This window comes from Loktanella sp. M215, assembly GCF_021735925.1.
Classification (GTDB): domain Bacteria; phylum Pseudomonadota; class Alphaproteobacteria; order Rhodobacterales; family Rhodobacteraceae; genus Loktanella.
Genome location: NZ_WMEA01000001.1, coordinates 3,960,401 through 3,983,541, shown reverse-complemented (window position 1 = coordinate 3,983,541; position 23,141 = coordinate 3,960,401). Strand labels below are relative to the sequence as shown.

The 23,141-nt window shown below is 67.0% G+C and carries 24 protein-coding genes and 1 pseudogene; 18 read left to right on the top strand and 7 right to left on the bottom strand.

The features are described from left to right. Window positions 1-237: 237 nt before the first annotated feature. Window positions 238-540 carry a hypothetical protein gene (locus tag GLR48_RS19560; protein WP_237064212.1) on the top strand — a complete coding sequence of 101 codons (303 nt, stop codon included), beginning with the start codon at window positions 238-240 and terminating at the stop codon, window positions 538-540. 299 nt (window positions 541-839) lie between these two features. On the opposite strand, the gene GLR48_RS19555 is transcribed toward GLR48_RS19560, so the two are convergent. From GLR48_RS19555 to hemE, 3 genes are read right to left on the bottom strand one after another with little or no spacing between them, the layout of a single operon-like run. Further along, window positions 840-1,331 (bottom strand): cell wall hydrolase, encoded by a 492-nt coding sequence (locus GLR48_RS19555; RefSeq protein WP_237064210.1) that lies wholly within the window; start codon window positions 1,329-1,331, stop codon window positions 840-842. Then, on the bottom strand, window positions 1,331-1,948 hold the full coding sequence (locus tag GLR48_RS19550; protein ID WP_237064208.1) for an FMN-binding negative transcriptional regulator: 618 nt from the start codon (window positions 1,946-1,948) through the stop codon (window positions 1,331-1,333). The genes GLR48_RS19555 and GLR48_RS19550 overlap by 1 nt, the downstream gene beginning before the upstream one ends. Further along, complete coding sequence (hemE, locus tag GLR48_RS19545) at window positions 1,948-2,982, bottom strand: uroporphyrinogen decarboxylase (protein WP_237064206.1); 1,035 nt, start codon at window positions 2,980-2,982, stop codon at window positions 1,948-1,950. Before hemE ends, GLR48_RS19550 begins: the two co-directional genes overlap by 1 nt. An 81-nt stretch (window positions 2,983-3,063) precedes the next feature. Here hemE and hemC point away from each other — a divergent pair, with 81 nt between their 5' ends. Continuing rightward, window positions 3,064-4,002, top strand: coding sequence for a hydroxymethylbilane synthase (hemC, locus tag GLR48_RS19540; protein ID WP_237064200.1), 939 nt, complete (start codon window positions 3,064-3,066; stop codon window positions 4,000-4,002). On the opposite strand, the gene GLR48_RS19535 is transcribed toward hemC, so the two are convergent. After that, window positions 3,999-5,207 carry an MFS transporter gene (locus tag GLR48_RS19535; protein ID WP_237064198.1) on the bottom strand — a complete coding sequence of 403 codons (1,209 nt, stop codon included), beginning with the start codon at window positions 5,205-5,207 and terminating at the stop codon, window positions 3,999-4,001. The two genes, hemC and GLR48_RS19535, sit on opposite strands and share 4 nt — an antisense overlap. Continuing rightward, a pseudogene (locus GLR48_RS19530) lies at window positions 5,204-6,615 on the bottom strand (FAD-binding oxidoreductase). The gene GLR48_RS19535 and the pseudogene GLR48_RS19530 overlap by 4 nt, the downstream one beginning before the upstream one ends. Before the next feature lie 400 nt (window positions 6,616-7,015). Between GLR48_RS19530 and GLR48_RS19525 the strand changes: the two are divergent. Beyond that, window positions 7,016-7,489 carry a BLUF domain-containing protein gene (locus tag GLR48_RS19525; protein WP_237064190.1) on the top strand — a complete coding sequence of 158 codons (474 nt, stop codon included), beginning with the start codon at window positions 7,016-7,018 and terminating at the stop codon, window positions 7,487-7,489. Window positions 7,490-7,677: 188 nt separating this feature from the next. Here the strand turns inward: GLR48_RS19525 and GLR48_RS19520 are convergent, their stop codons facing one another. Beyond that, on the bottom strand, window positions 7,678-9,477 hold the full coding sequence (locus GLR48_RS19520; protein ID WP_237064188.1) for a flavin-containing monooxygenase: 1,800 nt from the start codon (window positions 9,475-9,477) through the stop codon (window positions 7,678-7,680). 198 nt (window positions 9,478-9,675) lie between these two features. On the opposite strand from GLR48_RS19520, the gene atpD reads away from it, so the two are divergent. The 15 genes from atpD (at window position 9,676) to GLR48_RS19450 (ending at window position 22,290) form a co-directional block, all read left to right on the top strand. After that, on the top strand, window positions 9,676-11,115 hold the full coding sequence (atpD, locus tag GLR48_RS19515) for a F0F1 ATP synthase subunit beta (RefSeq protein WP_237064186.1): 1,440 nt from the start codon (window positions 9,676-9,678) through the stop codon (window positions 11,113-11,115). After that, on the top strand, window positions 11,112-11,516 hold the full coding sequence (locus GLR48_RS19510) for a F0F1 ATP synthase subunit epsilon (RefSeq protein WP_237064177.1): 405 nt from the start codon (window positions 11,112-11,114) through the stop codon (window positions 11,514-11,516). Before atpD ends, GLR48_RS19510 begins: the two co-directional genes overlap by 4 nt. Beyond that, window positions 11,513-11,800, top strand: a complete 288-nt coding sequence (locus GLR48_RS19505; RefSeq protein WP_237064169.1) for an AtpZ/AtpI family protein — start codon at window positions 11,513-11,515, stop codon at window positions 11,798-11,800. Before GLR48_RS19510 ends, GLR48_RS19505 begins: the two co-directional genes overlap by 4 nt. Then, window positions 11,797-12,072, top strand: a complete 276-nt coding sequence (locus tag GLR48_RS19500; RefSeq protein WP_237064167.1) for an N-ATPase subunit AtpR — start codon at window positions 11,797-11,799, stop codon at window positions 12,070-12,072. The genes GLR48_RS19505 and GLR48_RS19500 overlap by 4 nt, the downstream gene beginning before the upstream one ends. Next, window positions 12,069-12,752, top strand: a complete 684-nt coding sequence (locus GLR48_RS19495; protein WP_237064165.1) for a F0F1 ATP synthase subunit A — start codon at window positions 12,069-12,071, stop codon at window positions 12,750-12,752. Before GLR48_RS19500 ends, GLR48_RS19495 begins: the two co-directional genes overlap by 4 nt. Continuing rightward, window positions 12,752-12,997, top strand: a complete 246-nt coding sequence (locus tag GLR48_RS19490) for a F0F1 ATP synthase subunit C (RefSeq protein WP_237064163.1) — start codon at window positions 12,752-12,754, stop codon at window positions 12,995-12,997. The genes GLR48_RS19495 and GLR48_RS19490 overlap by 1 nt, the downstream gene beginning before the upstream one ends. Continuing rightward, entirely contained in the window at window positions 12,994-13,731 is a 738-nt protein-coding gene (locus tag GLR48_RS19485) for a F0F1 ATP synthase subunit B family protein (RefSeq protein ID WP_237064161.1), read from the top strand. The genes GLR48_RS19490 and GLR48_RS19485 overlap by 4 nt, the downstream gene beginning before the upstream one ends. Continuing rightward, the gene (locus GLR48_RS19480) at window positions 13,721-15,250 is read left to right on the top strand and encodes a F0F1 ATP synthase subunit alpha (RefSeq protein ID WP_237064159.1); all 1,530 of its coding nucleotides are present in this window, start codon (window positions 13,721-13,723) and stop codon (window positions 15,248-15,250) included. The genes GLR48_RS19485 and GLR48_RS19480 overlap by 11 nt, the downstream gene beginning before the upstream one ends. Further along, window positions 15,247-16,077, top strand: coding sequence for a F0F1 ATP synthase subunit gamma (locus GLR48_RS19475; protein WP_237064157.1), 831 nt, complete (start codon window positions 15,247-15,249; stop codon window positions 16,075-16,077). Before GLR48_RS19480 ends, GLR48_RS19475 begins: the two co-directional genes overlap by 4 nt. A 109-nt stretch (window positions 16,078-16,186) precedes the next feature. Further along, entirely contained in the window at window positions 16,187-17,947 is a 1,761-nt protein-coding gene (locus GLR48_RS19470) for a PHA/PHB synthase family protein (protein ID WP_237064155.1), read from the top strand. Then, on the top strand, window positions 17,944-18,708 hold the full coding sequence (fabI, locus tag GLR48_RS19465) for an enoyl-ACP reductase FabI (RefSeq protein ID WP_237064153.1): 765 nt from the start codon (window positions 17,944-17,946) through the stop codon (window positions 18,706-18,708). Before GLR48_RS19470 ends, fabI begins: the two co-directional genes overlap by 4 nt. Further along, window positions 18,695-20,092 carry a bifunctional enoyl-CoA hydratase/phosphate acetyltransferase gene (locus GLR48_RS19460; RefSeq protein ID WP_237064145.1) on the top strand — a complete coding sequence of 466 codons (1,398 nt, stop codon included), beginning with the start codon at window positions 18,695-18,697 and terminating at the stop codon, window positions 20,090-20,092. Before fabI ends, GLR48_RS19460 begins: the two co-directional genes overlap by 14 nt. Next, the gene (locus GLR48_RS19455) at window positions 20,089-21,255 is read left to right on the top strand and encodes an acetate/propionate family kinase (RefSeq protein ID WP_237064137.1); all 1,167 of its coding nucleotides are present in this window, start codon (window positions 20,089-20,091) and stop codon (window positions 21,253-21,255) included. Before GLR48_RS19460 ends, GLR48_RS19455 begins: the two co-directional genes overlap by 4 nt. Before the next feature lie 175 nt (window positions 21,256-21,430). Beyond that, entirely contained in the window at window positions 21,431-21,556 is a 126-nt protein-coding gene (locus GLR48_RS25740; RefSeq protein ID WP_272911436.1) for a hypothetical protein, read from the top strand. 53 nt (window positions 21,557-21,609) lie between these two features. Beyond that, entirely contained in the window at window positions 21,610-22,290 is a 681-nt protein-coding gene (locus GLR48_RS19450; RefSeq protein WP_237064136.1) for a sensor histidine kinase, read from the top strand. A gap of 29 nt (window positions 22,291-22,319) precedes the next feature. On the opposite strand, the gene GLR48_RS19445 is transcribed toward GLR48_RS19450, so the two are convergent. Next, entirely contained in the window at window positions 22,320-23,051 is a 732-nt protein-coding gene (locus GLR48_RS19445; protein WP_237064129.1) for a Crp/Fnr family transcriptional regulator, read from the bottom strand. Between the last annotated feature and the right edge of the window lie 90 nt (window positions 23,052-23,141).

Here is a 23,141-nt window from a genome sequence, read left to right as displayed (position 1 = left end):
CGGCCGACCTGCGCCACGTCCCCGAATCGGGGGGGCGTGGCGACTTGCATCCGGGCGATGGTCTGCCGCGGGCAGGGACATGGCTTAGCGGGAGTTGTGGTGTAATTATGCAATTTAAGATTGATTAAATTAATCTGGTTTTATAAACTTGAGGTTGCAGGACAGGGGGTCCTGCCGCTTTGGACCGGACTGCCAACCGGGATACCAAGGCTCAACTTTTGAGAGATTGGATAGCCTGTGTCTGACACTTTGACTGCTTTTGATCCCGACGAATCCGATGCCTTGGCGAAAGCCGCAGCGCGCGACACCTCGACCTATTTTCATCTGCGCGCCTATGATCTGATGACGAACGAGCCGAAGGGCTGGCTGGGGTGCACGCAAGGCGCGGCGGCAAATTACCTGCGCCTTTATGACGACAAGGATGCGGCGTCCTTCGTGAAATACGTGAACGACGGCGATCTGAAATATCTGGCCCGCGATACCACGCCGAACGACCGCTATCTGGGCTGGCGACGAATTCCTATGCGGGCTGGGGCCTGAAAGGTGGCTGGCGGAACCCGATCAAGCTGCATGCCAACGGCAGCATCAGCCTCGACCCTTACGAGGATGCGTCGTTCAAGGACCGGTATCTCTACCTCTACGGCGCATCGGTCTATTCGGACTATCTTTGCTGGTCAGAGGACGCCAACAATTCCAACATCCTGTCCTTCCGTCAGGAATGAACGGGATCGCGTGACCGCAGCCCGCGTGCGGGCCGTGGCAACGGTCAAAGGGGTGCGGTCGGTGCGCGGCCGCACCCGCAGTGCGACGCCGCTGCATGCCGCCGCGCAAAGCTTCGATCAGCGATGCGTGATCCCCTCGATCGCGGGCAGCGGGACCGGTTGCGTGACGCGGGTGACGTCGCGCCGTTCATAAAACGCGTTGCCGCCCGTCGTCACGACGTAATGCATGTTGTCGTAGCCCGCGCGGTAGCTGGCCGCGTGAAAGAACATCGCGTTGCCCGTCAGGGGATGGCGTTCGCCGCGCAGGACCGACCGTGCGGCCTCTTGCACCAGCGGCAGGCCGCGCCCGTTCATCTTGCGTGACATGATGCCGGGGGCGAATTGGTTTTTCTGCGCGACGACTCCGCAGACCGAGTCGGGGTACTGGTCGGACGCGACGCGGTTCATCACCACGCTGCCGACGGCGATCATGCCATCGCGGCTGGACCGGATGGATTCAAAGAACATCGCGCGTTCCATGCAGTCCTGGGCGCTGTGGCGGCTGAACATCCCGCAGCCCGACAGAAGCGCGAGGGCCGTTCCGGCGATGGCAAGGACCCGCAGCCGCATCACCCGCCCGGACGCAGGACGCGGGCCAGAGCGGCCCCCATCTCTCCTGCTGCCGCGAGGCCTGCTGCGGTGCCAGCACGGTCGGCCTCGGGTTTGTGCTGGTTGACCTTCCAGGCCCCCTCCAGTCGGGCGACGGGCATGCGCAGGCCCACGATGCCGCGCTGGAGGCTGGCGATGTAGTCGGACGGGGCATCGGCCACGGCCCAGGGTGTCGCGCGGTCGCCTTCCATCGCGTCGCTGATCCGTGTGACGTGGGCATGCAGCCAGTCGCCGTCCTGCACCGGGGCCAGCATCCCTTGGGCGTGGATCACGATGTAGGTCCAGGTGGGCACGACCTTTCCGGTCTCGGCCTTGGACGGGTAGAACGCGGGCGAGACATAGGCGTGCGGGCCCTGAAAGATCGCGACGGTCGGGCCCGGCGTGCGCCAGTGCGGATTGCCGCGGGCGACATGGGTTTCCAGCACCAGCGCGTCATCGGGACCGGCCAGCAGCATCGGCACATGGGTCACGACGGGGCCGTCATCGGTCTGGGTGACCAATGCGCCGAACATGATGTCGCGCGCCGCTTTCCGCAGCACCGCCACGCGGTCCTCGCGAAAGGCTGCGGGCGCGTACATCAGCCGCCGCGCACCGTGTCGATCATCAGCTGCACGTTGGCGGGGTCCGCCTCTGGTGTGATGCCGTGGCCGAGGTTGAAGATATGCGGGCCGTGCGAGAAGGCATCGACCACGCGCCGCGTTTCGCGCACCAGATCGTCGCCGCCGGTGACCATGTGGGATGATGCAAGGTTGCCCTGCACGCAGCCCCCCGTCTGGACATGCGCCGCGGCCCATTCGGGCGTGACACCGTCATCGAGCGCGATGCACTCTGCCCCGATGGCCTTGTGCAGCCCTTCGTATTTTTCACCGGCACCGCGCGGGAAGGCGATGACGGGCACGTGGGGATATTTCGCCTTCAGCGCCGCCGTGATCTGGCGGGCGGGTTCCACCGCGTATTTGGCGAAGTCTTCGCCCTGCAGCGATCCGGCCCAGCTGTCGAAGATCTTCACGACCTCGGCGCCCGCGTCGATCTGGCGCGACAGGTAGTGGATCGTGCCTTGGGTGATCTTGTCCAGCAGCGCCTCGAAGACCGGGCGGTTTTCGTTCTTCAGCGCGTGCGCGGGGCCTTGGTCCGGCGTGCCGCGTCCGGCAACCATGTAGGTGGCGACGGTCCAGGGCGCCCCTGCAAAGCCGATCAGCGCCGTCTCGCTGGGCAGTTCGCGCGACAGGATCTTGACGGTCTCATAGACCGGCGACAGGACCGCGTCGATCTCGTCCACCGGACCCAGCTTGTCCAACCCTGCCTGATCAGTGATCGTGGACAAGCGCGGGCCTTCGCCGGTGACGAACCACAGGTCGGCCCCCAGCGCCTGCGGCAGCAGCAGGATGTCGGCGAACAGGATCGCCGCATCGAAGCCGTAGCGGCGGATCGGCTGCAGCGTGACCTCGGCGGCGAGGTCCGGATTGTAGCACAGCGACAGGAAATCGCCCGCCTGCGCGCGCGTCGCCTTGTATTCCGGCAGGTAGCGTCCGGCCTGACGCATCATCCAGATCGGCGGTGTGGCAAGGGTCTCACCGGCAAGGGCACGTAGAATGGTCTTCTGGCTCGTCATCGGGCGTCCTTTATGTTGTCAGTTTCGTCGCAATGCGGTGGCCTGTTGTCAACCCGGATTGACACCGCTAACACTTGGCCCATGACGCTGACATTGCCCACACCCGCCGCCGCCTTCAAGATCGGAACCCGAGGGTCGCCCCTTGCCATGGCGCAGGCGAACGAGACGCGCGCCCGTCTGGCGACCGCCTTCGATCTGCCGTTCGAGGCCTTCACCATCGTCATCATCAAGGTGACCGGCGATCAGGTTCTGGACCGCCCGCTGAAGGAAATCGGCGGCAAGGGCCTGTTCACGCGCGAAATCGAAGAGGCCCTGCTGGACGGGTCGATCGACATCGCCGTGCATTCCATGAAAGACATGCCGACGCTGCAACCGGACGGCCTGCTGCTGGACACCTATCTGGAGCGTGAGGACGTGCGCGACGCCTTCGTGTCGCGCCACGCCCGCGGAATCGCCGATCTGGAGCAGGGGGCGACGGTCGGGTCGTCGTCACTGCGCCGCCGCGCGCAGTTGCGTGCGCGCCGTCCCGATCTGAACGTCGTCGAATTCCGCGGCAACGTGCAGACCCGGTTGAAAAAGCTGGACGACGGCGTGGCCGTGGCGACCTTTCTGGCGCAGGCCGGGCTGAACCGTCTGGGGATGGAGGATGTGCCGCATCACGCGATCAGCCCCGACGACATGCTGCCCGCCATCGCGCAGGGTGCCATCGGGATCGAACGCCGGGCCGACGATCACCGCGCCAGCGCCATGTTGGAGGCGATCCACGACACGCCCACCGGTCACCGCCTTGCCGCCGAACGCGCGCTGCTGCTGGCCCTTGACGGGTCGTGCGAGACGCCGATAGCGGGCCTGGCGGAATTGGAAGGCGGCAACCTGCGCCTGCGCGGAGAGATCCTGCGCGAGGATGGCAGCCGCGTGTTGTCCGACGACATGACCGGGCCGATTGCCGACGGGCCGCAGATGGGCCGCGAGATGGCGGCCAAGCTGCTGGACCGGGCAGGGCCGCACTTTTTCGCCTAAGGCTCCAGCGGGGCGTTACGGTCGAGCCACAGGATGGCCACCATCGCGATTGCCATGACGGTCGCGCCGATCACCGCCGCAAGGCCGTAACCGCCCAGTGCCGCGCCGACAGCGAAGACCAGCGCGCCCAGCCCCTGTGCTGCGATCTGTTGCAGCGCCAGCAAGGACGCGCCCGCGCCAGCACGGCTGCCCAGCAGGTCCTGCAGGTACCCGATCGCCAACGCATAGATCATCGCACCCCCCATGCCGTAGGGCAGGCACAGCAGCCACAGCCCCGGCCCGTCCGCCAGCACCGGCAAGAGCGCCATGCCGGCGGCATAGATGAAGACCCCCGCTGCGATGATGTGCAGTCTGCGGAATGACCGCCGCAGCGCGCCGACGGACAGGGTCACCGCGATTTCGATGGCCACGAAGATGGCAAAGAACGCGCCGACGTCGCCCGCGCCGCGCCCCGGCACTGCGTTCAGAAGCAGGCCGATGATAACCCCCGACAGTGCCGCCCCGCTGTGGATCGCGCCGACCAGCCCGACTCGCAGCAGGACGGGGCCGTGGGTCAGTTCCGACAGGGATGCGCGAAAACCAAGGCCGGATTTCACCTCGGTCCAAGGCGCCTGCGCATCGCGGGGCCAGCGCGTCAGGATCAGCACCATCAGCAGGGCACCACTGAGCGCCGTCCAGCCATAGACCGCGATCAGCGGCACACCTGCATCGAACAGCACCCCCCAGATCGCCAGCAGCACGACGAAAGGCAGCGCGAAGGTCGCGCGGATGATCGCCATGATCCCGTCGCGGTCCGCGCGGGGCAGGGGCGCCGTCACCAGCCGCGCCACGGCGAACAACTGCCCGAAGAGCGTGCCCGTCACCGGCAGCAGCAGGACATGCGCCAGCACGAAGGCCGTGGCCGACTGCCCCGCCAGCACCAGCAGCGCGCCAGCGCACATCGTCCCGGCGGCACAAAGCGCCATCGCCCGGCGGCTGGGCCGCTGGTCGGTCAGGATGCCGACCCCGATCGACGCCGTGACCGAGACCATCAGCGACGCCGCGAGGATCAGCGCGTAGCCGTTGTCCGACAGGCCAAACACGGTCACCGCGATCAGCGACTGAAAGGAGCCGACCGAGGCCGCAAAGCCGCCGTGCAGCAGCATCGCCAGCAGCATCAGCCGCAGCGTCGGGTCGCGCAGGGTCAGACGAAAGGCATGGATCATCGCGGGATGGTCTTGCCGGGGTTCAGGATGCCTTTGGGATCGAGTGCCGCCTTGATCGCGCGCATCGCGTCCAGCGCGACCGGATCCTTGCGCCGCGCCATGCTGCCCAGTTTGGACAGGCCGACGCCGTGTTCGGCGCTGAACGATCCGCGCAGGTCCTGCACGACGTCCTCCACCATCTCTCGGATCGCGGCCTTGAGGTCGGCGTCGTCTCGGCTGGGATAGGCGGTGTAATGCACGTTGCCGTCGCCCAGATGCGCCACGGACAGATCCGACGCCGCGGGGTCTAGGGCCAGCAGGCGCCGCCGCGCCTCCTCCAGAAAGGCGGCCACGTCGGTCAGCGCCACGGCGATGTCCGTGTCGACAAAGGGACGGCGGGCAAAGGTGATCTCGGCCGCGGCCTCGCGCCGCGCCCACATCTCGCGGCGCTGCTGCTCCGACCGGGCGGTGATGGCGTCGAGGATCAGTCCCTCGTCCATCATCTGCGCCAGCGTGTCCTCCAGCAGCGCCACGATCGGCACGGTGCCGTCGTCCAGCGGCGTCGCATCGCGGGGGCGGTGGCGCCGACCTCGATCAGGATGTTCACGTCGTGGGCCTGCGCAAAGGGCGGCTTCGCGCCCGCCACAACGGCCAGATGCCCGGCGATATAGGCGGCAGGCATGTATTCGAAGGCCTCGACGGCGCCGCCGGTCGCGGCCTGCACCCGGTGCAGCAGGGTCAGCGCCGCATCCAGAGAAGCTGCCGCGACCATCGCGGTGGCATAGGCGCGGGGTTTCGGAAAGAGCTTCACCGTGGCGGCGGTGATGATGCCCAGCTGCCCCTCGGCCCCGATCAGCAGGTGTTTGAGGTTCAGCCCGCTGTTGTCCTTGTGCAGCCGGCCCATCAGATCCATCACCCGCCCGTCCGCCATCACGGCGGTCATCCCCAGCACCAGATCGCGGGTATTGCCGTAACGCAGCACGTTCGACCCGCCCGCGTTCGTCGACAGCACGCCGCCGATCATGGCAGAGCCGCGCGCGCCGAAGGTCAGCGGAAAGATCAGGTCGTGGTCCGCTGCCGCGTCGTGCAGGCGTTGCAGGACCACGCCGGCCTCGACCTCTGCCGTGCGGGCATTGGGGTCGATGCTGCGGATCGCAGTCATCCGGTCCAGCGACAGGACCAGCGCGCCCTGCGCCGCGGCACCGCCGTTCAACCCGGTGTTCCCCGAGGCGGGGACGACGGGCGTGCCGCTGGCGTGGCAGGCGGCCATGACCGCACTGACCTGCGCCGTGCTGACGGGGCGGGCGACGGCCAGCGGCGCGCTGACATAGGCGCCCGTCCAGTCGCGGCCCCAAGGGGCCATGTCGGCGTCAGTGGTCAGCAGGCCCTGCGGACCCAGTATGTCAAAAAGTGCGGAAAGGATCGTCATGGCCCGGCCTGTCGTTGTTCCGCGGACCCTGACCGGCAGCAGGGCCGGTTGCAAGTCCGCACGTCGATTTCAACGCGCGTCATTCGGCGGCCACGTTCGGCCGACTGTCATCGGATTGCGGCGTCTGTTTGTTTCCAACGCGCCAGAGCACATCTGCGCGTGACGGGCCACGGATCCCGCTACCGCTTGAATTTAGGCGATGACACTCCGTTCGCCCCATGATAGAACGTCAAATGCGTTTCGCTTTGGGCTCTGTGCTTGACCGGCTCTTCCGCTTTTAGACACTTTGCAGATTCGAACGCAGCGTGGACTTTTGCGTAAGCGACTTGAGCAGCTTCAATCCAATCGCTGGTCCCGGCAGCATATATGCTGCGTTGCACAATCGAAAAGAAGTATCCTATTGGCCTATCAAATTGCTTACGTCAGCCTGTCGACAGCGCCGTTGGACGTCACGCGCCTGTCCGATATTCTGACCGTGTCCCAGCTTCACAACACGCACGACGGCATCACAGGTATCCTGATGTATCATGACTTGCTGTTCTTTCAGGTGCTGGAGGGTGAGCGGTCCAGTGTCGAAAGATGCTATGATCGGATCAAGCGTGATCCCCGCCATTCCGGCATATCGTTGATGTGGGAAGGTGATGCCGAAACCCGGTCATTCCCGACCTGGTCGATGGGCTATGTCGGACCGGATGAAATCGGACACCACACGAAACAGAAACTCGCGTCCTTGTCCGATCTTAAAAGCCGCGCAGCGGCGACTGCGCAAAGTGACTGCCTCGCCTTGCAACTTGCACTTCAGGTGTTCGGGAATTTCTCGGGTGTCGACACCTACGGACAATCGCTTTCGCGCTGGGCCCGCGCCGAAACCTGACCGGACGTACGGTTTTTGCGACCTTAGAAAGACGACATGTTTCGCGTCTGAAGATCTGCCTTTGCGTCACGTCAAAAGGGTTTCGTGTCGCAACGGTCCGGTGCCATCGGTCACCACCGCCCGCACCGTGTGGCGGGGCCTGACAGGGGGCGCGCAGCGATGCCAAGCGCGCGCCCCCTGTTTGCCGCTCATCCCTTGTGATGGACCTCTTGCAGGCCGTAGACCGGGGTCGCCAGACCTTCCATCCGGGCCTTCAATTGCAGGGCGAGGTAGAGGGAATAGTGCCGCGACTGGTGCAGGTTGCCGCCGTGAAACCACAGGTGATCCTGATGCGTGGGCTTCCACATGTTGCGCTGCTCGCCCTCCCACGGACCGGGGTCCTTGGTCGTGTCGGACCCCAGTCCCCAGACCTTGCCGACCTTGTCCGCGACCTCTTGGGAAATCAGGTCCGCCGCCCAGCCGTTCATCGAACCGTAGCCCGTGGCCAACACGACAAGGTCCGCGTCCAGCGCGGTGCCGTCGGCCAGAATCACGCCGGTTTCGCTGAATTCCTTCATCTGGCCCTGCACCAGCTTGACCTTGCCGTCGATGATCAACTGGCTGGCGCCGACGTCGATGTAATACCCCGACCCGCGGCGCAGGTACTTCATGAACAGCCCCGACTCGTCGTCGCCGAAATCGAGCTTGAAGCCCGCGTCCTCAAGCCCCTTGTAGAAATCCGCGTCGCGTTCGCGCATCTGGTTATACAGCGGGATCTGAAAGTCGTGCATGATGCGGTAGGGCAGCGACGCAAAGATCATGTCCGCCTTTTCGGTCGTCATGCCCGCGGCCACCGCCTCTTCGCTGTAAAGCGATCCCAGACCGATATCCATCAGCGTGTCGGACCGCACGATATGGGTGGACGACCGCTGTACCATGGTCACGTCGGCGCCGTTTTCCCAAAGTGCCGCACAGATGTCATGGGCCGAATTGTTGGACCCGATCACGACCACCTTCTTGCCCGTCCAGTCATCGGGGCCGTGGTGTTCGGAGGAATGCTGGACCGTGCCCCGGAACTGGTCCTGCCCGGGAAAGGTCGGCATGTTCTTCTTGCCGGACATGCCCGTCGCCAGCACCAGTTGCGTGGGTTTTAGCGTGACCTTTTCGCCGTCGCGATCCACTTCGACGGTCCAGGTTTCGCTCGCCGCGTCATAGCTGGCAGAGGTGACTTCTGACCTTGTCCAGTAGTTCAGCTCCATCACCTTGGTGTACATTTCCAGCCAGTCGCCGATCTTGTCCTTGGGGGCGAAGACCGGCCAGTTTTCGGGAAACTTGATGTAAGGCAGATGGTCGTACCAGACCGGGTCATGCAGGCAGAGCGACTTGTAGCGTTTCCGCCAGCTGTCGCCGGGGCGGTCGTTCTTTTCGATGATGATCGTGGGCACACCCAGCTGCCGCAGCCGCGCGCCAAGGGCGATCCCACCCTGACCGCCGCCGACGATGACGGTATAGGGCTGCGTGTCATAGCCCAGCGTTGCGGCTTCGGCCTCTTGCCGTTCCTTCCAGCTGGTGCGGTTCTTCTCTGCCCCGTGGGCGGCCCCCATCGGGCGGGCATGGCCTTTGGGTTCCTCGAACCCCTTGAGCTCCTGCAACGCCGTCAGCAGGGTCCAGATCTTGCCGTCCTTCAGGCGGATCAGGCCCCAGCCGCGCCCCTGCGCCGTCTGAAACGTGATCCAGGCCGTCGTCACACCGCCGTCTTCGGTCGGGATCTCGCCCTCCTGCAGTTTGAAATTCGACGGTTTCGCCTGCGCCAACTGGCTGTGCAGCATGTCGCGCACACCGTCCGGGCCTTCGACGGTCTTGAGGTTCCAGGTGAAGGCCACGAGATCGCGCCAGTAGCTGTCGCTTTGGAACATCGCCGCTGCGCGGTCCGCGTCACCGGCGGCCAGGGCCGCGCCGAAGTCGTCCAGAAACGTCTGCGTCTGGTCCGCAATGGTTGTATCGAGCATCGTATCTCCTCCCAAAGACATCTGCAGGTTGACCATACGACAGGACGGGCATCTGAAAACCGGTCTTGTGCGCGGCGGGCGATAAATTTCGCTTGAGGCCACAGCACCGGTATCCGGGCGTCGATCCTGATCCATGTCAACGACACTGGCCCCCCGGATCGTCAGACATGGTCGCATCCCGGTCCGGAGTGTCTGCCCGTGCGCGATCAACCTGCCTCTCCGCCCGACTTGGCGACCGGTACCGTGCTTGCGGTGCGCGGGGCCGTGGTCGATGTCGCCTTTGTGGGGCATCTGCCCGCGATCAACGATGCGCTGACGATCGAGCGCGACGCGGGCGGGCTGCTGACGCTGGAGGTGCAAAGCCATCTTGACCCCCAGACCGTGCGCGCCGTGGCCTTTCAGGCGACCGCCGGCCTGTCGCGGGGCACGGCGGTACGCGCGGGCGCTGGGCCTGTCACCGTGCCCGTCGGTCCTGCGATCATGGGGCGCCTGCTGGATGTCGTAGGGCAGGTGCGCGACGACGGCCCGGCGCTGCCTGCGGACACGCCGCGCCGGTCGATCCACGCGGCCCCGCCCGCCCTGCGCAACCAGACCCGCACCACAGAGGTCTTCGCGACCGGCATCAAGGTCATCGACCTGCTGACCCCCATGGCCCAAGGCGGCAAGGCCGCGATGTTCGGCGGCGCGGGTGTCGGCAAGACCGTGCTGGTGATGGAACTGATCCGCGCGATGGTCGAAGGCTACGACGGCATCTCGGTCTTTGCCGGTGTCGGCGAACGCTCGCGCGAGGGGCATGAATTGCTGACAGAGATGCAGGCCTCTGGCGTGCTGGACCAGACGGTGCTGGTCTACGGCCAGATGAATGAACCCCCCGGTGCGCGCTGGCGGGCGCCGATGACGGCGCTGACGATGTCCGAATACTTTCGCGACACGCAGCACCGCAACGTGCTGCTGCTGATGGATAACGTGTTCCGCTTTGTGCAGGCGGGGGCAGAGGTATCGAGCCTGCTGGGCCGCCTGCCGTCGCGCGTGGGCTATCAGCCGACACTGGCGACAGAGGTCGCGGCCCTGCAGGAACGCATCGCGAGCGTCGCCGGGTCGTCGGTCACCGCCATTCAGGCGGTTTACGTGCCCGCCGACGATTTCACCGACCCCGCCGTCACCACGATTTCCAGCCACATGGACTGCGTCATCGTGCTGTCCCGCGCGCAGGCGGCGGAAGGCTTCTATCCCGCCATCGATCCGCTGGCGTCGTCGTCGATGCTGCTTGATCCGCTGGTGGTGGGTGAGGCGCATTACCGCGTGGCCGAGGACGTGCGTCAGGCCTTGGCACGGTTCCGCGAACTGACCGATATCATTTCCCTGCTGGGGGTGGAGGAGCTGGGGCAGGCGGACCGGCAGATCGTCGGTCGCGCGCGGCGGTTGCAGCGGTTCCTGACGCAGCCCTTCATGGTGACAGAAGCCTTTACCGGCCTTCCCGGCGCGCGCGTGACGCTGGCCGACACGCTCGCGGGGTGCCGCGCGATCCTTGACGGCGCGGCGGACGATTGGGATGAAAGCGCGCTTTACATGGTGGGCACGCTGGCGGATGCCGCAGCCAAGAACGCCAAGGCGGCCCCCGCCGAGGCTGCCGCATGAACCTGCGCATCGTCACCCCGCTGACCGTCGTCGTGACCACCGGCATCGACCGCATGACCGCCGAGGATGCCAGCGGCAGCTTTGGCATCCTGCCCGGTCACGCGCCGTTCCTGACGGCGCTCGCGATCTCTGTCGTCTCTTGGACCACCGCAGGGGTGACCTTGTTCTGCGCCGTGCGCGGCGGCGTGCTGAGCGTCGACGGCGATGTTGCCATCGCCACGCCGGAGGCTGTGCCGGGCGACGACCTTGCCACCCTCGACGCCGCCGTGCTGGCCCGCTTTCGCGCCGACGCCGATGCGGAACGGGTGGATCGCAGCGCCGCGACCGCCCTGCAACTGAACGCGATCCGCCGGATGGTCAGCCGCCTGTCCGCCAGCCCCGATACCGGAGAGTTCCGATGACCCCCGATGACGCCCCGGACGACGACCCCCTCGTGCAGCAGGCGCGGCTGCGCCGCGACCGCCACGGGCGCTGGCTGCGGGATGGTCAAGACTCGGTCGGGCGCAGGCTGGCGCAGATCGGTGTGCTGGGCTGGATGATCGTCGCACCCATGCTGGTCGGCCTGTTCGGCGGGCGCTGGCTGGATGCGCGGACGGGCGGTGGGCTGTTCTGGACGGCGCCCGGCCTGATGCTGGGTCTGGGGCTGGGCGGCTGGACCGCATGGGCGTGGATGAACGCGGAATGACCCTCGACACGCTTCCCCTCGCTATCATCCTGCCGGCCTGCTTTGTCGGCGGCGTCGGGCTCGGATACGCCTATTTCCTCGCCCTGCGCGAAACCGCGCGTCTGATCGTGGCGCAGGGGCATCCGCTGATCGGTCTGGCCCTGACCCTTGGCCGCTTGTCGCTGCTGTGCGCCGGATTCTATGTCGCCGTGCTGGCGGGCGGTGCCGCGCTGCTGGCCGCACTGGCCGGGGTGCTTTGCGCCAAGGTCATTCTACTGCGGGCCGCACCATGATCTCGCCGCTCGCCTCGACCGTGCTGTTCCAGATCGGACCGGTGCCGATCACGCAGGCGGTGGTGACGACATGGGGCATCATGGTGCTGCTTGTCGGCTGTGCCTTTGCCCTGACCCGCACCCTGACCGCCACGCCCACCCGCCGCCAGGCCGCGGTGGAGCTGATTGTTGCGACCCTCGACACACAGATCACCGCGACCACCGGCGCCGGCCCCGCGCCCTATCGCGGGTTCATCGGATCGCTTTTCGTCTTCATCCTGATCGCGAACTGGACCTCGCTGATCCCGGGGATGGAGCCGCCGACGGCGCAGCTTGAAACCGACGCGGCGCTTGCGGCGCTGGTGTTCGTGTCCGTCGTCTGGTTCGGTATCCGGGGCGCCGGACCGGTCGGCTATCTGCGGTCCTTCACCCGGCCCAACCCGGTGATGATCCCGCTCAACATCCTGCAAAGCCTGACGCGAGTGTTTTCCATGTTCGTCCGCCTGTTCGGCAACGTGATGAGCGGCGTTTTCGTCATCGGCATCGTGGTGTCGCTGGCGGGACTGCTGGTGCCGATCCCGCTCATGGCGCTCGATCTGCTGACGGGCCTCGTGCAGGCCTACATCTTTTCCGTCCTCGCGATGGTCTTCATCGCGGCCACCATCAAGGACGGCACTCCCCCATCCGAAAAGGACACCTGATGGATTATATTCCCCACGTCAGCATTATCTGCGCGGCGCTCGCCGTCTCTTTCGGCTCCATCGGGCCGGCCCTGGCCGAAGGACGCGCCGTCGCCGCCGCGATGGAGGCGATCGCTCGTCAGCCAGAGGCCGCGAACACGATCTCGCGCACGCTTTTCGTCGGCCTCGCGATGATCGAGACGACGGCGATCTACTGCCTTGTCGTGGCCCTGCTGCTGCTTTTTGCCAACCCGATGCTGACGTGAGCATCAACCTGTGGACGCTGGGGCTGCAGGCGATCAACGTCGCGGTCCTGATGTGGCTGTTGTCGCGCGTCTTCTGGACACCCGTCGCCGCGGCCATCACCGCCCGGCAGGCGACCGTGACGGCGCTCCTGACGGACGCCAAGGCGGCGCAGGCCAAGGCGGACGCGGCGCTGGCCGAGGTCACGCAGACCCGCGCGGGCATCGCCGCGGAACGCACGGCGGCACTGGCCGAGGCCGCGGCGCAGGCCGAGGTGGTGACCAAGGCCGCCGCCGCCAGTGCCCGCACGCAGGCCGAGGCGCTGGTAACGGCTGCTGCCGCGACCGCCGCCGCGAAGGCCGAGACCGACCGGGCGGCCGCAGAAAAGGCCGCGGCAACGCTGGCCGTCGCCATGGCCCGCAAGCTGCTGGCGGGACTGGATACGGAGGTCGTGCAGACGGCCTTCCTCGCGCGTCTGGTGGCGGGCATCGGCGCCATGACGCCGCAGGACCGGGCCGCGCTGGCCGCGACAAAGGGCGGGATCACCCTCGCCAGTCCGGGCGATCTGTCGCCAGAGGCGCGCAAGGCGATCACGCAGACGGTCCACGATGCCTTGGGGGCCAAGCCGGTGCTGCATTTCGTGACCGATCCGGCGCTGATCGCGGGGGGCGAGTTGCGCACCCCGCATTTCACGCTGCACAACAGCTGGCGCGCGGATCTGGACGATATCGAACGGGCGCTGACCGATGCCGCGTGACGCCGCCGCATGGCTGGCCATGGCCGAGGCGCGGCTGGACGCCGTGACCCTCGCCCCCCTCGCCATCCACCGTGGCCGGGTCGAGGAGATCGGCGATGGCGTCGCCATGATATCCGGCCTGCGCAATGTGGGGCTGGACGAGGTGCTGCATTTCGCGGGCGGGCAGACCGGGTTTGCCCGCGTGCTGGACCCCGACCGGATCGGCTGCGTGCTACTGGACGGGACGACCGAGGTGGAGGCGGGCGACGCTGTGACCGGCACGGGCACAGTCGTGGATGTCCCGGTGGGCGCAGCGCTGCTGGGCCGCATCGTCGATCCGCTGGGTCGCCCGCTGGACGGCAAGGGGCCGGTGGCCGCCACCGCCCGGATGCCGATCGAGCGGGCCGCCCCCGCGATCATCGACCGCGATCTGGTGACGGAACCCGTGCAGACCGGTGTGGTGGTGGTCGACACCCTCTTTCCGCTGGGTCGCGGCCAGCGGGAGCTGATCGTGGGCGATCATTCCACCGGCAAGACGACCCTCGCGGTCGATGCGATCCTCGCACAGGCGCACAGCGACATGATCTGCGTCTATGTCGCGGTGGGGCAGAAATCCTCTAGCGTGCGGCGTGCCGTGGCGGCCTTGCAGGCGGGCGGCAATTTCGACCGCTGCATCGTCGTGGTGGCCAGTGCGGCCAGCGCGCCGGGCCTGCAATGGATCGCGCCCTATGCGGCCATGACGATGGCCGAACATTTCCGCGATGCTGGTCAGCACGCGCTGATCGTCTTCGATGATTTGTCCAAACACGCCGCCACCCACCGCGAGATCGCGCTGCTGACGCGGCAAAGTCCGGGGCGAGAGGCCTATCCCGGCGATGTCTTCTACATCCACGCGCGCCTGCTGGAACGGGCGGCGAAACTCTCGCCCGCTTTGGGTGGCGGATCGCTGACCGCGCTGCCGATCGCCGAGACGGTGGCGGGCAACCTGTCCGCCTATATCCCGACGAACCTGATCTCGATCACCGACGGGCAGATCGTGCTGGACGCGGCCCTGTTCCATCAGGGCCAGAAACCCGCTGTCGACGCGGGCCTGTCCGTCAGCCGGGTCGGCGGCAAGACGCAGGCCAAGGTCCTGCGCACGGCCGCGGGCACCCTGCGGCTGGACTACGCCCAGTTTCTGGAGCTGGAGGTCTTTACCCGCTTTGGCGGCATGCCCGATGGCCGCGTGCGCCAGCAGTTGACGCGCGGCGCCCGGATCAGGGAAGCGCTGCGGCAAGGCCAGCACATGCCTTTCCGCCTGGTGGACGAGGTGGCGCTGATGCTGGCGGTCCAGACGGGCCTGCTGGACCCGCTGCCGCTGGACGCGGTCAAGACCTTCCGCACCGGCCTGCCCGCCGCGCTGGACGCGCAGGCCGCACCGGTCGTGCAGGCGATGGACCGGACCGGTCAGCTGGACGGTGCCGCCCGCGCCGCGCTGCTGACGGCGCTTCAGGGTTTTGCGGTAACGCTGACACCCGCGGACCCGGTCACCGACCCATGACCGAACGGCTGGCTGACATCAGCGCCCGGATCGACGGGATTCGCCAGCTGGGGTCGGTGGTGAACGCGATGAAGGGCATCGCCTCGGCCCGCGCCCATGTTGCCCGCGCGCAGGTCGTGGCGGTCGACAGCTATGCCGCCACGCTCGCCACGGCCATGGCGCAGGTGCTGGGGGCAGGGGACCGCACCACCTCGCCCGCCGGCCGCATCGGGCTGCTGGTCTTTGGTGCGGAACAGGGATTTGCCGGGGCGTTCAGCGAACGGGTGCTGGACACCGTCGCGACCGACAACGACGTGCCGGTCTTCCTTGTCGGCACGCGCGGCCTGTCCGTTGCGGCCAGCCGGGGCGTCACGCCCCACTGGCACACCGCCCTGCCATCCCAGTCCACCACGATCCCGAAACGCGCCGAGGCGATCACCGCGGCGGTCCTCGCCGCCGTGGCGCAGGGGCAGATCGACAGCCTCGACGTGATCCACACAAGCTGGGCCGCAGGCCGGGCAGAGGTGGTGCGCCACAGGCTCTTCCCCCTCGATCTGGCGGCGCTGCCGGCGGTCAGCGGTGCCGCGGTCCTGACGCAACTGCCCGCCGCGGCGCTGCGCGACAGCATCGGGCAGGATTACCTGCACGCCCTCATCACCCGGGCCGCCCTGCACGCCTTTGCCGCCGAAAACGAAGCGCGGATGCAGGCGATGACCGCCGCCGGACACCAGATCAGCGAAGAGCTGACGGTCTTTCAGGCCAAACTACGCCGTGTGCGACAAGAGGCGATCACCGCCGAGATCATCGAGCTTGGCACCGGCGCCGCCGCTGCGGGGCAGGCCACATGACGCCGATGGGCCGACATAGGCTGACCTGGATCAAGGCGCGCCTGTCGCCCGGCCCCTAACACGGGGGGCAGGGGACCGCCCGCCGCGTCCCCGTGATGAAGGACCTTTCATGCCCAGTCATGTCAAACAGATCGTGCCGCAGCCCAACACTGACACGCCGCCCGAAGTCGCCGTCCCCCCCAAGCCAGAGACGACCTACCAGGCGCTTGACCGCAAAACCCACGCGCATGTGGCACAGGCGACGCTGGGGCTGGCCCCGTCCGTGCTGGGCGAGGCGTGGATGGACTGGGCCGTCCACATGGCCACGTCCCCCGGCAAGCAGATGGAACTGGCGCAGCAGGCGCTTGCGGACACGCAGGCGTTCTGGACCGGCAGCCTCGGGCTGACACCGGCGACTGTGCCCGATGACCGGCGCTTTGCCTCTGACGCGTGGCGGGTCTATCCGTTCAACGTGCTGGCGCAGACCTATCACCGCAACTGGCAGCTGTGGCAGGATGCGACGACCGGGGTGCATGGCGTGGCGACCCCGCACGAAAACCTGATGGCCTTTACCGCCGGTCTGCTGACCGATGCGGCGGCGCCGTCGAACTTTGCCCTGACCAATCCCGACGTGCTGGCGGCCACGGTGCAGGACCACGGCACCAACATCCTGCAGGGCCTGCGCAACCTGTCCCACGACATCACCCACAAGGGCGAGGTCGCACCCTCTGCCTTCGTGGTGGGGCGCGATCTGGCGGCGACGCCGGGCAAGGTCGTGTTCCGCAACGACTTGATCGAGTTGATCCAGTATGCGCCGACGACCGACACCGTGCGGCCCGAACCGATCCTGATCGTGCCGGCGTGGATCATGAAATACTACATCCTCGATCTGTCGCGGCAGAACTCGCTGGTCGGATTCCTCGTCGCACAGGGCTTCACCGTCTTCATCGTCTCGTGGAAGAACCCCGACGCCAGCGACCGCGACCGGAGCATGGAGGATTACCGCAAGCTGGGTGTCATGGCCGCCCTCGACGCGGTCGAAGCGATCACGTCAGCCCCAAAGGTCCATGCGGTCGGCTACTGCCTTGGCGGCACGCTGCTGGCCATCGCCGCCGCCGCCATGGGCCGCGACAAGGACGACCGCCTGGCCAGCGTCACGCTGCTGGCGGCACAGGTCGATTTCACCGAGGCCGGTCCGCTGAAGCTGTTCATCAACGAGGCCGAGGTCACCCTGATCGAGGACATCATGGATGCTCAGGGGTTCCTGACCTCTGACCAGATGGCCGGAGCCTTTGCCCTGCTGCATGCCCGCGACCGGATCTGGGCGCCGATCATCCGCGACTACATGCTGGGTCAGCGGGGCGATGCCTTTGATCTGATGGCCTGGAACGCGGATGCCACAAGGATGCCCGCGCGGATGCACGCGGAATACCTGCGCCAGTTGTTCCTGCACAACGATCTGGCCGAGGGGCATTACCGGGTCGGCGGCAAGGCGGTGGCGCTGACCGACATCGCGGCGCCGATCTTTGCCGTGGGGACCGAAGACGACCACGTCGCCCCCTGGCAGTCGGTCTACAAGCTGCACCTGTTCGCCGATACGGACGTGACCTTCGTGCTGACCAGCGGCGGGCACAACGCGGGCATCGTGTCCGAACCCGGCCATCATGACCGCCATTTCCGCAGCGCCTGCACGCCCGAACGTGGCGCCTTTCGTGATCCGGCCGCGTGGCTGGAGGCGAATGCAGCACAGGACGGATCGTGGTGGCCCGTGCTGACGGACTGGCTGCAGGCGCGGTCCGGTCCAGAGGTCGCGCCACCGCCGATGGGCAAGCCCGATGGGCGTTATGCGGTCAGGGGTGACGCCCCCGGCACCTATGTGATGCAGCGATGACCGCGCTGGACGGCAAGGTGGCCCTTGTGATCGGCGTGGCCAATACCCATTCCATCGCCGCCGGTTGCGCGCAGGCCATGGCGGACGCAGGCGCCGACATCGTGATGACCTACATCGACGCCACTGCAAAACCTTACGTCCAGCCCGTGGCAGAGGCGGTGGGTGCCAAGCTGCTGCTGCCGCTGGACGTGGAAAAACCCGGACAGATGGAAGCCGTCTTTGCCGCGGTCAAGGCGCGCTGGGGGCGGCTTGATATCCTCGTGCATTCCATCGCCTTTTGCGGTGCGCCGGACCTGCACGGTCGCGTCACCGATTGCAGCGCCGCGGGCTTCGCGCAGGCGATGGACATCTCCGTCCACTCGCTGATCCGTGCCGCCCGGCTGGCGGAGCCGCTGATGCACGCCGGCGGCACGATCCTGACGATGACCTATTACGGCGGAGAGAAGGTGGTGGACGACTACAACATCATGGGCCCGGTCAAGGCCGCGCTGGAGGCGGTCGTGCGCGATCTGGCCGTTGAACTCGGGCCGCAGCAGATCCGCGTCAACGCCCTGTCGCCGGGGCCGCTGCGCACCCGCGCCGGGTCCGGCATCGCGCATTTCGATGCGCTGATCGACGCCGCCCGCGACCGCGCGCCGGAACAGGCGCTGGTGACGATCCGCGATGTCGGAGAGGTCGCCGCGATGCTGGCCAGCGACGGCGCGCGCTGCGTGACGGGAGAGGTCGTTCATGTCGACGGAGGTCTGCATGTCCGCGCCTGACCCCCTGATCACCCCCGCCTTCATCGAGAACCGCACCTACGCCGAACTTGCCGTGGGCGACACGGCAGAGTCGGTGCGGACCCTGACGCCCCGCGACATCTCCTTGTTTGCGGTGATGTCCGGCGACGTGAACCCGGCACATGTCGATGCGGATTATGCGGCGACCGACATGTTCCACGGCATCATCGCCCACGGCATGTGGGGGGCGGCGCTGATCAGCGCTGTGCTGGGGACACAACTGCCCGGTCCCGGCACGATCTTTCTGGACCAGAGCCTGTCGTTCAAGGCCCCCGTCGCCTTGGGCGACACGATCACGACGCGGGTCACCGTGACCGAAAAGCTGAAGAAGGGCCGTGTCACGCTTGCCTGTTCCTGCGTCAATCAGGACGGCGTGACGGTCATCGACGGCGTGGCCCGCGTCATCGCGCCGTCGGACCAGGTCCACCGCCCCCGGATCGTGCTGCCAGAGGTCGCGCTGCACGCACCCGCCGCGCAATACGCGCGGCTGATCGCCATGACGACGGACCTGACCCCGGTGCGGACCGCCGTGGTGCATCCCTGCGATGAACTCTCCCTGATCGGTGCCCTCGACGCGGGTGCGCGCGGTATCATCGTGCCGGTGCTGGTCGGGCCCGCGGCGCGGATCGTGGCCACGGCCAAATCCGCAGGGCGCAGCCTGAAGGGGGTCGAGGTCATCGACACCCCCCACAGCCACGCCGCCGCCGCGATGGCCGTGTCCCTTGCCCGCGCGGGAAAGGTCGCGGCCCTGATGAAAGGCGCGCTGCATACGGAAGAGCTGATGGAGGCCGTCGTCGACGCCACGCTCGGCCTGCGGACCGACCGGCGGATGAGCCATGTCTATGTCCTTGACGTGCCGACCTATCCCAGACCGCTGTTGATCACGGATGCGGCAATCAACGTGGCACCGGATCTGGGGGCCAAACGGGACATCGTGCAGAACGCGATCGACCTTGCACTGGCGCTGGGCACGGTGCTGCCCAAGGTCGCGATCCTTGCGGCGGTGGAAACCGTGAACCCGCGCATGATCTCGACCCTTGATGCGGCGGCGCTGTGCAAGATGGCCGACCGGGGGCAGATCACCGGCGGCGTGCTGGACGGGCCGCTGGCCTTTGACAACGCAATCTCGCCTGCCGCGGCGGCGGCCAAGGGGATCGTGTCGCCGGTCGCGGGGCAGGCGGATATCCTTGTCGCACCGGACCTTGAATCCGCGAACATGATGGCCAAGCAGTTGATCTATCTGGCGGCGGCGGATGCGGCGGGGCTGGTGATGGGGGCGGCTGTGCCGATCATCCTGACCAGTCGCGCCGACAGCGCATGGGCGCGGCTGGCGTCCTGCGCGCTGGCCCGGCTGGTGATCGGATGACCGACGCGATCCTGACCCTTAACGCCGGGTCCAGCAGCCTGAAGTTCGCGCTGTTCCCCATCGCCGACGACTTTCCCGCCCTGATGCGCGGCAAGATCGCGGGCATCGGCACGGCGGCGCAGTTTGCGGCGCGCGACCACGGCGGCGCGCCCGTCACGCAACCGATGGCCGTCGCCCCGGACGCGCAGCATGACGCGCTGATCCCCGATCTGCTGCGCTGGCTGGGGCGGCAACTGCCCGATGTGACCATCGTCGCCGTCGGGCACCGCGTCGTCCACGGCGGTCGCACGCTGAAGGGGCCGGCGCGCATCACCGCAGCCCTGCTGCGCACCCTGACCGACCTCGTGCCACTGGCCCCGTTGCACCAGCCGCACAACCTGGCCGCCATCCGCCGGGTCGCGACCCTGCTGCCGGAGGTGACGCAGGTGGCCTGCTGCGATACCAGCTTTCACCGCACGCAGGACCGGCTGGCGCAGCTTTTCGCCTTGCCGCGCGACCTGACCGACAGCGGTATCATCCGCTACGGCTTTCACGGGCTGTCCTATGATTACATCGCGGGCGTCCTGCCCGAGCATAGCGACCGCGCCGCGGGACGCGTGATCGTGGCGCATCTGGGGGCAGGGGCCAGCATCTGCGCCCTGCACAAGGGGGCCAGCGTGGCGACCAGCATGGGGTTCACCGCGCTGGACGGGCTGATGATGGGGCAGCGTTGCGGCACCATCGACCCCGGCGTGTTGCTTTACCTGATGGACCAGCGCGCCATGACCGTGCAGCAGCTCTCGACCTTGCTTTACACCCGGTCGGGCCTGCTGGGGGTGTCGGGCCTCAGCCCTGACATGGCCGTGCTTCTGGCGAGCGCTGTCCCCGCAGCCAAGGAGGCGATTGCTCTGTTCTGTTTCCGAGCCGCGACCGAACTGGCGGCGCTGGCCACGGCGAACGGCGGGCTTGATGCCATCGTCTTTACCGCCGGGATCGGCGAACGCTCTTCTGTCGTGCGCGCGGCGATCTGCGACCGGCTGGCGTGGCTCGGCGTCATCCTCGACCCCGACGCGAACGCCGCCGATGCGATCCGCATCTCGGCCGATACCTCTGCCATCGACGTGCTGGTCATCCCGACGGACGAGGAATCCGTCATCGCCGAGGCCACCCGCCGCTGGGCCTGATCCCGCTGATCCGTGCCAAAAGCTGATCCGTATCAATATTGACCGGGACAATGTGGTCTAAAAGTCTTCCATCGACAACCGGCGGCCCGCTGCAGTCCGGCCTGATCACGCAGACCGCCGACAGCGATGACTGGCCCGGCACCGCCTCGCGATTATCGTGCAAAAGGAGATTTTCATGACCACCGATCACGCTCTGAAGTCTGGTGGTCTGGCCGAGCTGGACTGGGAACCCAGTGTCAACGCCGATCCTGTCGGTGTCACCACCGCCGACGGCGTCGTCACCGATATCCAGGTCAGCTGACACCATGGCTGCCCCGTATCCTCGGGGCGGCCCACCACACCGGGGGACTAGGCATGAACGCTGCGATGACGCTGGACGATCAACACTTTGCGGCTTGCAACACCTGCGACCGCCTGACCGAGGCCGACCACAGGATCGCCAACCATCTGGCCATGCTGTCCGGCTATGCCCGCCTGAAATCCCGGGCGATGGTCAAGCAGGGCAAGGGTCTGACCGCGCGGGATGCGCTGCTTTTGATCAATGCGGTCGATGTCCAGATCAACGCGGTGGCGGATCTGCACCGCATGCTGGCGGGGCACGGATCGCGCGGTCCGGTGGATCTGCCGGCCTACCTGGGGTCTGTCTGCACGGCGCTGCAGTCGGTGGGCGGCGACGACCTGACGATCCGGCGCGCGTTCCGGCCGGGCTGTGCGCTGTCGTCGGACCACCTGCTGCCGGTCACGCAGATCGTGACAGAGGTGATGACGAACGCGATCAAGCACGCCCGCGACAGCGCGGGCAAGGTGGCCCTGCTGGTGTCTTGCCGCCCCTTGGCGGATGCGATGATCGAGGTATCGGTCCGCGATTACGGGCCGGGACTGGCCCCCAATTCAGCCCCGAAGGCCGGGCAGGGTCTGGGCCTGCGGATCGTCGAACGTCTGCTGGCGCAGGTTGGCGGCACCGCGGCCTATCTTTCGGACCCGGCGGGTCTGACCGTCCGGCTGACGGTGCCCGCGCAGCGTCAGACGGCGTGACCGGTCACCCGATCATCCCGCGGCTGCGACTAGCGCAGCAGTGGCCCGTCCTGATCAAGATAGTCGAAATCGAACTCCGCCAGATCGACCAGACCGTCGAAATCAAGGATCTCGACCTGTCCCCTGTGGAAGGTCAGCAACCGGCTTTCGCGCAACTCGCGCAGGACGCGGTTGATGTGGACGGCACTCAGCCCCAGTGCGTCGGCCAGATGGTATTGCGTCAGCGGGCAGGCGAAACCTTCGCGCGTGGCATGGCCGACAAGGACAAGCCGGGCGTTCAGCTCCAGCAGCAGATGCGCCGTGCGTTCCAGCGCATTGCGCCGCCCGATGCCCACAAGGTGTTCGACGACCATCGCCTCGTCCCGCGACGCGGCCCAGAGCACGGCGGTCGCAAGGCGCGGCGTTTCGGCAAAGGCATGCAGCAACTCGCTGCTCAGCACCTCGGAGGCTTCGACCGGGGTGATCGGTTCGATGTTATGGTCAGCGGTGCGGAACAGGACGGACCGCAGCCCCAGAAAATCGCCCGGAATCTGGAAATCCACGATCTGCCGTGTGCCGTCGCGCAGCAGCTTGTACGAACAGACCCAGCCCTCGGCCAGAATATACGCGGCAGAGCGGAGCTGCCCCTGATGCACCAGATCGCGCCCGGCCACAAATGACCGCCTGCGCTGGTGCAAGCCGTCGAGGATGTCCAGCTCGGCCTCGTTCAACGCGACGAAATTGCCCAATTTGCGGGTCAGCGGACTGTGATGGCTGTACATCGGCATTCTTTCGGTTCCGGTCGCGGCGTGCCCGGACAGGTTACATCGTATTTAGCGGCAAGTCTGAAGGACGATCCTGATGTCGATCAG